Source organism: Bradyrhizobium sp. STM 3809, assembly GCF_000239795.1.
In the GTDB taxonomy this organism is placed as follows: domain Bacteria; phylum Pseudomonadota; class Alphaproteobacteria; order Rhizobiales; family Xanthobacteraceae; genus Bradyrhizobium.
Map to the genome: position 1 here is coordinate 1 of NZ_CAFJ01000368.1, position 10,592 is coordinate 10,592.

At 67.3% G+C, this 10,592-nt stretch carries 9 protein-coding genes; 6 read left to right on the plus strand and 3 right to left on the minus strand.

Going from position 1 to position 10,592, the window contains the following annotated elements; all coding sequences use genetic code 11:
• The 4 genes from BRAS3809_RS19110 to BRAS3809_RS19125 all read left to right on the plus strand — a co-directional run.
• The coding region (locus BRAS3809_RS19110; protein ID WP_035656925.1) for a copper chaperone PCu(A)C at positions 1 to 304 on the plus strand (304 nt) is incomplete at its 5' end.
• 213 nt (positions 305 to 517) lie between these two features.
• Positions 518 to 2,827, plus strand: coding sequence for a xanthine dehydrogenase family protein molybdopterin-binding subunit (locus tag BRAS3809_RS19115; RefSeq protein WP_008963712.1), 2,310 nt, complete (start codon positions 518 to 520; stop codon positions 2,825 to 2,827).
• 130 nt (positions 2,828 to 2,957) lie between these two features.
• Complete coding sequence (locus BRAS3809_RS19120) at positions 2,958 to 3,407, plus strand: c-type cytochrome (protein WP_008963713.1); 450 nt, start codon at positions 2,958 to 2,960, stop codon at positions 3,405 to 3,407.
• A 136-nt stretch (positions 3,408 to 3,543) separates the two neighbouring features.
• Complete coding sequence (locus BRAS3809_RS19125; protein WP_008963714.1) at positions 3,544 to 4,464, plus strand: c-type cytochrome; 921 nt, start codon at positions 3,544 to 3,546, stop codon at positions 4,462 to 4,464.
• A 7-nt stretch (positions 4,465 to 4,471) separates the two neighbouring features.
• Here the strand turns inward: BRAS3809_RS19125 and BRAS3809_RS19130 are convergent, their stop codons facing one another.
• Positions 4,472 to 5,632 (minus strand): ABC transporter substrate-binding protein, encoded by a 1,161-nt coding sequence (locus BRAS3809_RS19130; RefSeq protein WP_008963715.1) that lies wholly within the window; start codon positions 5,630 to 5,632, stop codon positions 4,472 to 4,474.
• Positions 5,633 to 5,867: 235 nt separating this feature from the next.
• Here BRAS3809_RS19130 and BRAS3809_RS19135 point away from each other — a divergent pair, with 235 nt between their 5' ends.
• On the plus strand, positions 5,868 to 8,405 hold the full coding sequence (locus tag BRAS3809_RS19135) for a bifunctional diguanylate cyclase/phosphodiesterase (RefSeq protein WP_008963716.1): 2,538 nt from the start codon (positions 5,868 to 5,870) through the stop codon (positions 8,403 to 8,405).
• Here BRAS3809_RS19135 and BRAS3809_RS19140 read toward each other — a convergent pair.
• Both BRAS3809_RS19140 and BRAS3809_RS19145 read right to left on the minus strand, forming a co-directional pair.
• Positions 8,359 to 9,423: a helix-turn-helix domain-containing protein gene (locus BRAS3809_RS19140; protein ID WP_008963717.1), complete on the minus strand. Its 1,065-nt coding sequence runs from the start codon at positions 9,421 to 9,423 to the stop codon at positions 8,359 to 8,361. The genes BRAS3809_RS19135 and BRAS3809_RS19140 overlap by 47 nt on opposite strands.
• A gap of 357 nt (positions 9,424 to 9,780) precedes the next feature.
• Positions 9,781 to 10,026: an Lrp/AsnC ligand binding domain-containing protein gene (locus BRAS3809_RS19145; RefSeq protein WP_006613331.1), complete on the minus strand. Its 246-nt coding sequence runs from the start codon at positions 10,024 to 10,026 to the stop codon at positions 9,781 to 9,783.
• Positions 10,027 to 10,147: 121 nt separating this feature from the next.
• Between BRAS3809_RS19145 and thiD the strand changes: the two genes are divergently transcribed.
• Positions 10,148 to 10,592, plus strand: a 445-nt coding sequence (gene thiD, locus BRAS3809_RS19150) for a bifunctional hydroxymethylpyrimidine kinase/phosphomethylpyrimidine kinase (RefSeq protein WP_035656927.1), incomplete at its 3' end; no start/stop codon positions are given.

Consider the following 10,592-nt stretch of genomic DNA (forward strand, 5'->3'; position numbering starts at 1 on the left):
CGCCGACATCGCCGAGACGGTCGAGATCCATGAGATGTCGACGCGCGATGGCGTGATGGTGATGCGGCCGGTCGAGGAGGGGCTGCCGATCCCGGCCGGACAGACGGTCGCGTTGACGTCCGGCGGCCTTCATCTGATGCTCACCGGCCTCAAGGCGCCGCTGGTCGAGGGCAGGTCGGTCGCGGTGACGCTGCAGTTCGAGCGCGCCGGCAAGATGGCCGTTCTGCTCGATGTGCTCGGCGTCGGCGCCCAGGCGCCGGGGCCGGCGGACGGCGCTGCGAAGGCGGAGCATGCGCATCATTGACGGCCGATGCGGCAGGGGGCTCCGGCGCCTGACAGCGCGCCGGAGCGTTCTGATTGCAATGCAATATCACGTGATCCGGAACGGGCCGCGTGCTGACCCGACGAGAGTTGACCGATCGTGGTCCCCCTGCGGCGGATATGCCGTTTGCGCGGGCTCGCGTTCCGCTGCAATATGGCGCGAACATCGCCATAACGAAGTGGGAAGTGAAACCAGATGGCAGCTCCAATCAAGTTCGGCGTCGGACAAAGCGTTCTCCGCAAAGAGGATGACGCGCTGATTCGCGGCAAGGGCCGCTACACCGACGATCTCGCGCCATCGTCCGCATTGCATGCGCTGGTGCTGCGCTCGCCGCATGCGCATGCCAGGTTCACCATCGACGTCACCCAGGCGCGGCTGCTGCCGGGCGTGGCGCTGATCCTGACCGCCGCGGAGACCGCCGAGCTCGGCGGCCTGCCGTGCCTGTTCAACCTCGAGACCGATCCCTTCACCGCGCCGCCTTACCCGATCCTGGCCAAGGACGAGGTCCGCCATGTCGGCGATGCCGTCGCCTTCGTGGTGGCCGACACGCTCGATCATGCCCGCGATGCGCTGGAAGCGATCAAGGTGGAGTGGACGATCCTGCCGGCCGTCACCGGCGTCGTGAACGCGATCAAGCCGGGCGCGCCGCAGGTCTGGGCCGAGCACAAGGGCAACGTGCTGTTCGACGTCTCGATCGGCGACAAGTCCGCGACCGAGGCGGCCTTCGCCAAGGCCCATGCGGTCGCCGAGATCCGCATCGTCAATCCGCGCGTGGTCGCGAGCTTCATGGAGACGCGCGCGGCGGTCTGCGAATACGACACCAAGCGCGACCATCTGACGCTCACGGCGGGCAGCCAGGGCAGCCACCGGCTGCGTGACATCCTGTGCCAGAACGTGCTGAAGATGCCGACCGAGAAGATGCGGGTGATCTGTCCCGATGTCGGCGGCGGCTTCGGCACCAAGCTGTTTCCCTACCGCGAATACGCGCTGCTCGCGGTCGCCTCGCGCCAGCTGCGCAAGTCGGTGCGCTGGGCCGCCGATCGCTCCGAGCACTTCATGGGCGACGCGCAGGGCCGCGACAACGTCACCACGGCGAAGATGGCGCTCGCCGAGGACGGCAAGTTCCTGGCCATGGACGTCGACCTGATGGGCGACATGGGCGCCTATCTCTCGACCTTCGCGCCCTATATCCCGCATGGCGGCGCCGGCATGCTGCCGGGCCTCTACGACATCCAGAATTTCCATTGCCGGGTGCGCACGATCTTCACCCACACCGTGCCGGTCGACGCCTATCGCGGCGCCGGCCGCCCCGAGGCGGCCTATGTCGTCGAGCGCCTGGTCGATGCCTGCGCGCGCAAGCTCGACATGTCGGTCGATGCGATCAGGCGCAAGAACTTCATCCCGCCGCGCGCGCTGCCCTACAAGACCGCGACCGGCAAGGTGTATGATTCCGGCGATTTCAACGCGCATCTGAAGCGCGCGATGGAGATCGCGGAGTGGAAGGAGTTTCCGAAGCGCGCCAAGGCGGCCAAGAAGCATGGCCTCGTCCGCGGCATCGGCCTCGCGAGCTATGTCGAGGTCTGCGGCACCATGGGCGAGGAGACCGCCAATGTGCGGCTCGATCCGAACGGCGACGTGACGATCCTGATCGGCACGCAGTCGAGCGGGCAGGGTCACCAGACGGCCTACGCGCAGATCGTCGCCGAGCAGTTCGGCCTGCCGCCGGAGCGCGTCCACATCCACCAGGGCGACACCGCCGAAATCGCCACCGGCCTCGGCACCGGCGGTTCGGCCTCGATCCCCTCGGGCGGCGTCAGCGTGCAGCGCGCCACCCATGAGCTCGGTGACAAGCTCAAGCAGATCGCGGCCGAGGCGCTTGAGGCCGGGCTGGGTGACCTCGAGATTGCCGACGGCGTGATCCGCGTCGCCGGCACCGACCGCGCGATCTCGTTCGCCGACCTCGCCAAGCGCCCCGGCGTCGATCCCGCCAAGCTCAACGGCAGCGCCACCTTCGCCAGCGCCGACGGCACCTATCCGAACGGCACCCATGTCGCGGAGATCGAGCTCGATCCGGCCACCGGCATCATCAAGATCGTCAACTACGTCATCGTCGACGATTTCGGCGTGACGCTGAACCCGCTGCTGCTCGCCGGCCAGGTGCATGGCGGCGCGGTGCAGGGCATCGGCCAGGCGCTGATGGAGCAGGTGGTCTACAGCAACTCCGATGCGCAGCTCGTCACCGGCAGCTACATGGACTACGCGCTGCCGCGCGCCGCTGACGCGCCGTCGTTCACCTTCGAGACCCACAACGTGCCCTGCAAGACCAACCCGATGGGCGTCAAGGGCGCGGGCGAGGCGGGCGCGATCGGCTCCTGTCCGGCGGTGGTCAACGCCATCGTCGAAGCGCTCTGGCGCGAGTACAAGATCGACCACATCGACATGCCGGCGACGCCCGAGCGGGTCTGGATCGCGATCCGGGAGCAGCATCGCCGTCACAGTCTCTGAGTACTCTTCCCCGAACACTCTCCGATAACCGCCTCAATTGCGGAATAACCCGCCGGTCGAGGGGTTGATCAACCAGGCGCGACCCGTCCAGGTGGGCTGGGCGGGATTGTGACAACAAAGGAGCGAATTGATGAAGCGGACTGTCGTGGTAGCAGCAGCGCTGCTGCTTGGGGCCGGCGCCGTGATGGCACAGGACAACCTGGTCAAGCAGAGCCAGGACACCATGAAGGCGAACGCCAAGAACCTCGGCGGTGTGCTGATCGCCATGGTCAAGGGCGAGAAGCCGTATGACCAGGCCGCCGTCAATGCCGCTCTGGCGCAGCTCGAGGATACCGCCAAGAAGCTGCCGACGATGTATCCGGCCAGCCTCAAGGGCGCGAAGTTCGAGGGCGACTACGGCCCGTCGCCGAAGATCTGGGAAGACCAGGCCGGCTTCAAGGCCAAGATCGACAGCTTCGCCAAGGTCGTCACCGAGGCCAAGGCCAAGATCAAGGATCTCGACAGCCTCAAGGCGACCGCGCCCGGCATCGGCAAGGAATGCGGCGGCTGCCACGAGACCTTCCGTCTCAAGAACAGCTGATTGACGCAAGTTTGAGGGGGCGGACGCGGTCACGCGTTCGCCCCCGTTTGTTTGTCCGGCACGGGCGTCCTAGTCTCGCCGGCGCGTCCGGAGCCTCCGGATCGATCGCATCCATCCCCGCTGTGACGGAGCCCCCATGCTGAAGCGCCTGCTGCTTGCCCTGTGTGTGCTCGGCGTGGCCGGTCTCGCGGTATTCTGGTGGCTGACCCAGCCCTCGACCATCGCGCTCGCAGCGGCGGCGCGGGCGCCCGATCTCGCCAACGGCCAGGAGATGTTCAACATCGGCGGCTGCTCGTCGTGTCACGCCGTGCCCAACCAGCCCGACCGGCTCAAGCTCGGCGGCGGACTGCCGCTGGAATCGCCGTTCGGCACCTTCTATGCGCCCAACATCTCGCCCGATCCGAACGACGGCATCGGGCGCTGGAGCGAGGGCGAGTTCGTCAACGCCGTCCTGCGCGGCGTGTCGCCGGGCGGCAGCCATTACTATCCGGCGTTTCCCTATCCGTCCTATGCCGCGGCGAAGGTCGACGATGTCCGCGATCTCTTCGCCTACATGAAGACGCTGCCGCCGGTCGCCGGCGCCTCGCGGCCGCACGAGCTGCCATTCCCGTTCAACATCCGCCGCACCGTCGGGGTCTGGAAGCTGCTGTTCTTCGACGACAAGCCGTTCTCGGCCGACGCATCGCGCTCGGCGGAGTGGAATCGCGGCGCCTATCTGGTCAACACGTTCGGCCATTGCGCCGAGTGCCACAGCCCGCGCAACCCGCTCGGCGGCATCAAGACGGCGCAGCGGCTGGCCGGCGGGCCCGATCCGGAAGGCCACGGATTCGTGCCGAACATCACCCAGAAGGGGCTCTCGGACTGGAGCGAGAGCGACATCAGCTATTTCCTCGAGACCGGACAGCTGCCGGATGGCGACAGCGCCGGCGGCTCGATGGCGCGCGTGATCCGCAACACCTCGCAACTGACGCCGGAGGATCGCAAGGCGATGGCGGTCTACCTGAAGTCGCTGCCGCCAGTGGAAGGCCCGCCGAGGCCGAAAAAGCCGGCGAGCTGAGCCGCGATCAGATCGGCTTGAAGCTGCCGTCGCCCTGGATCACGGTCAGCGACACCGGCGGCGGGTTGTCCTTGCGCGCGCTGCCGAAGCTGACGACCAGGCCGCCGATGTCGAACTGGCCGACCTCGTTGATGATGCGCAGCAGCTCGGCGCGGGTCGGATTCGGCCCGGTCATCGCCAGCGCGCGCGCCACCAGGCGGCCGGTGATGTAGCCCTCGAGTCCGATGAAATCGGGGGTCTGGCTCGGATCGAGCTCCTTCATCGCGGCCTGATAGTCGGCGACGATGCGGCGGTCGGTGTCCCACGGGAACGGTACCACCTCGGAGACGATGACGCCGCGGCCCTCGGAGCCGAGCTCCTTCGCGAGCGCATTGCCGCCGACGAAGGACACGGCCGAGAAGGTCGGGTTGAAGCCGCTGCGATGCGCCATCTTGATGAACTCGGCGCACGGCCCGTAGGTGCCGACGAGGATGACGGCCTCCGGCTCGGCACGCCGGATCACCTTGAGCGCCGCGCCGACGGCGCGCGTGTTGCGCTCGAACGTGCCCTCGGCCGCGAGCTCGAGGCCGCGGCGGTCGAGGTGGGTCTTCACGCCGGCGAGCACGTCGCGCCCGAACGCGTCATCCTGATAGAAGATGGCGATGCGGGTGAGACGAAGGTCCTCGGTCAGGTGCTTGATCGACGCTTCCGCCTCCGCGGCGTAGCTCGCGCGGATGTTGACGATGTTCTGGAATTCGGGAGCGCGCAGGAATTCGGCGCCGGACACCGGGCCGATGAACGGCACGTCGTTCGAGGCGGCGATCGGCGCGGTGGCCATCGCGGTCGGCGTGCCGACGGCGCCGATCAGCGCGAACACCTTGTCCTCATAGATCAGCTTGATGGTCTCGACCACGGAGCGGTCGGGATCATAGCCGTCATTGCGGCTCGCCAGCTTGAGCCGGCGGCCATAGACGCCACCCTTGGCATTGAGCTCGCTGAAGGCCGCCAGCAGGCCCTGGCGCGCCGCCTGGCCGAGCGCGGCCGACGGACCCTCCAGCGCCGCAACCTGGCCGAACAGGATCGAGTCGTTGGTGACGCCGAGCTCGTCGGCGCGAGCGGACCCGAGCGGAAGAACGCCCGCGAGCAGGATGAGAACGATGGATGTCCTGAGGCTTGAGAACCAGTTCATTGCGATCTTCGATGCACGGGTACGCTTGATGAGAGCCAGAGTACACGCGGTGAATGAAGACTCGCTGAAGACGTAGCACCGGCTTGATCGCGTTTTGGTGGGCGCGCAAAAGTGAGCCGTTAACCAAGCCCGGGTTTACGGTACTCCACAACGGATCATCTTTGACCGTCCTTAACTTCGCCGGTTGACCATCGGCCGACGCGTAGTGACGGGCAGCCGTTTGGCGGGGGCCATATTGCAGGTTGAAGATTACAGCGCACCGACGCTGCAGGAACGTGATGGTGCTCGCATCGGTGGCGGGCGTGAGAAGCTGCGCGCGTCGCTATCTCGGTACCGGCTGTATCGTCCTGCGATCATCGCGGCATGCGTCGGCGTGATTCTGTCGGTGGCCGGCACCGTCGCCGTCGGCCGCTGGGAAAACCGCCTGGCGCGCACCGATTTCGAAGGCGTGGCCGAAGCGCAGGCGATCCTGGTCCAGAACGGCGTCAACGAATATGTCAGCCGGCTGACCGCGCTGCGCACCCGGTTCGAATCCGCCAACGACGACATCACCCGCAGCGAGTACCAGACCTTCAGCGCGCGCCTGTTCGAGGCGCATCGCGGCATGCTGCGGCTGGCCTGGCTGCCGCGCATCAAGCGCAAGGAGCGCGGCGAGTATGAAGCCGCCGCGATCACCGACGGCGTGCCGGCCTTCCGCATCAAGTCCTATCCGGACGGCACGGTCGCGCCGGAGAGCGACGAGTATTATCCGGTCTACTTCTCCACCGAAGCCAAGACCTCGCCGGTCTACGGCCTCGACTATTGGAGTGTTCCCGATCATCGCGCGGTGCTGGAACAGTCGCGCGACTACGACATGATCGGCGCGCTGCGCACGCGACAGAACCTGATCAATCAGAACGAGCGCAACAATGCGGTGATGATCGGCATCCCCGTCTATGCCAAGGGGACGTCACGCACGACGGTCGCCGACCGCCGCCGCAATCTCTCCGGCTTCATCGTCGGCGTGTTCGATCTGCCGATGCTGCTGCAGTCGGTGCGCGCGAACAATCCCAACAGCCCAGCGCTGCAGATCAACCTGCTGCCGCCGGAGCGCGTCATCAACGCGTCGGGCGTCGATCCGCAGCGCTGGCCGAGCGATCCCAACATCTGGTCCACGACCTTGCGCATCGGCGATGCCGACTGGGTATTCCAGGCCGCGCCCGCGGGCGGCGGCCTGATGGCCAGCCACAACCGCGCGCTGGCGCTCTACGCGGCCGGCATGGCGACGACGATCTTCCTGGCGGTGTATCTCGCGCTGTCGAGCCGCAACGCCCAGCAGCTGGCGCTGGCCAACCGCCGCGTGCTCGAGCTGGCGCAGACCGATGCGCTGACCGGGCTCGCCAACCGCGCCTTCTTCCTCGAGGAGATGGAGCGCATCAACGACGAGAAGAACGGCCGCTTCACCGTCTTCCTGCTCGATCTCGACCGCTTCAAGAACGTCAACGATTCTCTCGGCCATGGCGCGGGCGACGAGCTGCTGATGCAGGTCGCGCAACGGCTGCGCTCGCAGCTGCGCGACGAGGACGTGCTGGCCCGGCTCGGCGGCGACGAGTTCGCTTTGATCCAGGCCGGCTTCGACGACCAGCGCGCGGCGGCGATCGAGCTGGCGCAGCGCATCACCCGGCTGATCGCCGAGCCGTTCCAGATCGCGGGGCAGCGTGTCGAGATCGGCACCAGCATCGGCATCTCGCTCGCGCCGCAGCACGGCCGCGACCAGGAGCATCTGCTCAAGAAGGCCGATCTCGCGCTGTACCGCTCCAAATCGGCCGGGCGCAGCTGCTACACGATGTACGACGACGCGATGTCGGCCGAACTCGATGCGCGCAACACGCTGGAAGGCGATCTCCGCGACGCCATCGCGCAATGCCAGTTCGAGGTGCATTATCAGCCGTTCTACGATGCCGAGACGCGCGAACGCCGCGGTGTCGAGGCGCTGGTGCGCTGGCGCCATCCGGTCAAGGGCCTGGTGCCGCCGGACAAGTTCATTCCGCTCGCGGAATCGACCGGCCTGATCGTGCCGCTCGGCGAATGGATCATCGGCCGGGCCTGCGACGACGCGACGGCGTGGCCCGACGACGTCAAGGTCGCCGTCAACCTGTCGCCGGTGCAGTTCAAGCAGGCGGAGCTGTTCGACGTCATCCAGTCGGCGCTGTCGCGTTCGGGCCTCGATCCCAAGCGTCTCGAGATCGAGATCACCGAGTCCGTGCTGCTGGAGCGCGCCGCCGAGAACGAGAGCTTCATCGACCGCCTGAAGGGCCTCGGCATCTCGCTCGCGCTCGACGATTTCGGCACCGGCTATTCGTCGCTGCGTTCGCTGACGGCGTTCCCGTTCAACAAGATCAAGATCGACAAGTCCTTCGTCGCCAATCTCTCGGTGCGCGACGAGAGCGCGGCCGTCATCTCTTCCGTGGTGACCCTGGCGCGCGGGCTTGGCATCCAGATCACCGCCGAGGGCGTCGAAACCGACGAGCAGCTCACGCATCTGCGCCAGCTCGGCGTCCATTTCGCCCAGGGCTATCTGCTGGGTCGGCCGATGCCGGTCGAACAGCTCGAGCAGCACCTGGAGATCTCGCGCGCCGAGAAGGACGAGGGCCAGAGCGACGCGGATCAGAACGAGTTGGATCAGAAGGCCGGGGATGCCGAACCGTCCGAGGATGCTGATCCGCGCTCCGCCGAAGTGGTCGCGCTCATTCCCCGCTCCGGGGCGCTGCTATCCCTCGCATCCAACGGCTGAGCGGCGAGGCGGGCTCGGCTCCCGCGTGGGCCGGCAGCTGCGGCAGGCCCAGCATCGCCGCCTCGCGGGCCGCGCTCGGCGTGATGCCATAGGCCGCCTTGAACAGCCGCGTGAAATGCGCATCGGTGCCGAGCTGCCAGCGCCGCGCGACCTCGCTGATCCGTACGCTGCGCGATCCGGTCGCGGCCAGGTCGAAGAAGGCGCGATGCAGGCGGCGGCTGCGGATGTAGTCGGCGATGCCGCCGATCGGGGCGAACAGCCGGTACAGCGATGCGCGCGACAGGCCGAAATGCAGCGCCACGGCGTCGGCGCTGAGCTCCGGGCTCGCCAGCCGGGATTCGATGTATTGCCGGATGCGCAGCAGCGAGGCGTCCGCGGTCACGCTGCGATCGGCGTCGCGGCGCTCCAGCTCGCCGCGCAGGCAGGCCGAGATCAGCGAGATGGTGCCGTCGACCACCGCCTGGCACTCGTCGAAGCTCATCCGCGGCGCGCAATCGAGCAGCGCGCCGAAATGCCGCGCCAGCAGCGGCGCCATCGCGCCGTCGCGCGGCAGCACCAGCCCGTGCAGGTCCTCGACCTGCAGCAGGCGCGCGTCGAACATCGGACGCGGGACCACCATCGTGACGTTTTCGAATGCGCTCGCACGCGTCTCGAGGGTCTGGGCGAGATCGAGCACGCAGAGATCGCCGGCCTCGACGCGGATCGCGCGATCGCCGGCGATGCCCTCGTAGCCGCCCGAGACATAGAGCTGCAGGACGATGTGGTCGACGCCGCTCTTCGCGATGGTCTCCGGCGACCGCCGGAAACGCTGGCCGCTGGCGCGGGCCGACCCGAGAAGGATGGAGCCGAGCGCGTAGGACAGCACACTGGCCCTGAACGGCGCAGCCTCGCCGGCGGCGAGCTCGTCGACGTCGAAGAATGTCGAAATGGCCTCCCGCCAGGCCGCGATGTTGGTCTCGGTGTCCATCTGCTCGGCCGAGAAGCCGTAGCTCGGCTGCAGGGACGCAACAGCTTTCATCTCACTCGTCACGCGACGCCACAGACTGTCTTGAGCTTTCGTCTCAACTTCTTGATCGATCGTATCGGGGCGCTCGGCCGGCTTGACCGGCTCCGCGATGCACACGTTATAGGACGCCTATCGCCAAGTTGCCGCAAAGGAAAGCCGGGCCGTTCGATGGTCCCCCCGTTTCCCCTCGCGATCGAAAGGTCCGGCTCTCCGAGCAGCGGCAATCCCCCGGCGTGAGACGAGGAGCGCGGTCGCTCCACCGTCTTTCATGACGAAACCATGCTTGTGCCATTTTGAGGAATTCGGCGCCCGTCGGTCACGGCGGGCGCCTTTCTCGCGCCCGCGCCGCGTCCCCTGCGACCGGCGGCGCTAGCTGGCGCCGAACGCCTTGAAGGTGATGATCGTGTGGGTGTCCTGGATGCCGGGCAGCACCTGGACCTTCTCGTTCACGAAGTGGCCGATGTCGGTCTCGTTGTCGACGTAGAACTTCACCAGCAGGTCGTAGTTTCCAGCCGTCGAGTAGATCTCGGAGGCGATCTCGGCCTCGGCCAGCGCATTGGCCACGACGTAGGACTGGCCGAGCTTGCACTTGATCTGGACGAAGAAAGGAACCATGGCGGGCGGTCTCCGGGAGGCGTTTCAAGCCTCAATATAGCGTTTTCGGGCGAAGTCGAGACGCATTCTGGGTGACCGGGCCTGCTTGCCGGGCGCGGCCGGCCCGGGCTAGGAGTGGGGGATGAGCACGCCCATCGCCCTCACCATCGCCGGCTCGGACTCCTCGGGGGGAGCCGGCATCCAGGCCGACCTCAAGACGTTCGCCGCGCTGTCGGTCTACGGTGCCTCGGTGCTGACGGCGCTGACCGCGCAGAACACCCGGGGCGTCACCGGCGTGCATCTGGTGCCGCCCGATTTCGTCGTTGCGCAGATCGATGCCGTGTTCGACGACCTTGCCGTCGGCGCTGTGAAGATCGGCATGGTGGCCCAGGCGCCGATCGCCGACGCCATCGCCGCCAGCCTGGCGCGTTGGCGCCCGGCCCATATCGTTCTCGATCCGGTGATGGTGGCGACGTCGGGCGCGCGGCTGCTGCCGGAGGACGCGATCGAGGCGCTGCGCAGCCGGCTGATCCCGATGGCCTCGCTGATCACGCCGAACCTGCCGGAGGCCGCAGCGCTGCTCGGCG

Excerpts from the sequence above, each read along its gene's own strand:
- BRAS3809_RS19120 (WP_008963713.1), top strand. The coding sequence starts at position 2,958 with ATGAAGCGGACTGTCGTGGTAGCAGCAGCGCTGCTGCTTGGGGCCGGC.
- BRAS3809_RS19145 (WP_006613331.1), bottom strand. The coding sequence starts at position 10,026 with ATGGTTCCTTTCTTCGTCCAGATCAAGTGCAAGCTCGGCCAGTCCTAC.
- BRAS3809_RS19125 (WP_008963714.1), top strand. The coding sequence starts at position 3,544 with ATGCTGAAGCGCCTGCTGCTTGCCCTGTGTGTGCTCGGCGTGGCCGGT.
- BRAS3809_RS19130 (WP_008963715.1), bottom strand. The coding sequence starts at position 5,632 with ATGAACTGGTTCTCAAGCCTCAGGACATCCATCGTTCTCATCCTGCTC.
- BRAS3809_RS19140 (WP_008963717.1), bottom strand. The coding sequence starts at position 9,423 with ATGAAAGCTGTTGCGTCCCTGCAGCCGAGCTACGGCTTCTCGGCCGAG.
- BRAS3809_RS19115 (WP_008963712.1), top strand. The coding sequence starts at position 518 with ATGGCAGCTCCAATCAAGTTCGGCGTCGGACAAAGCGTTCTCCGCAAA.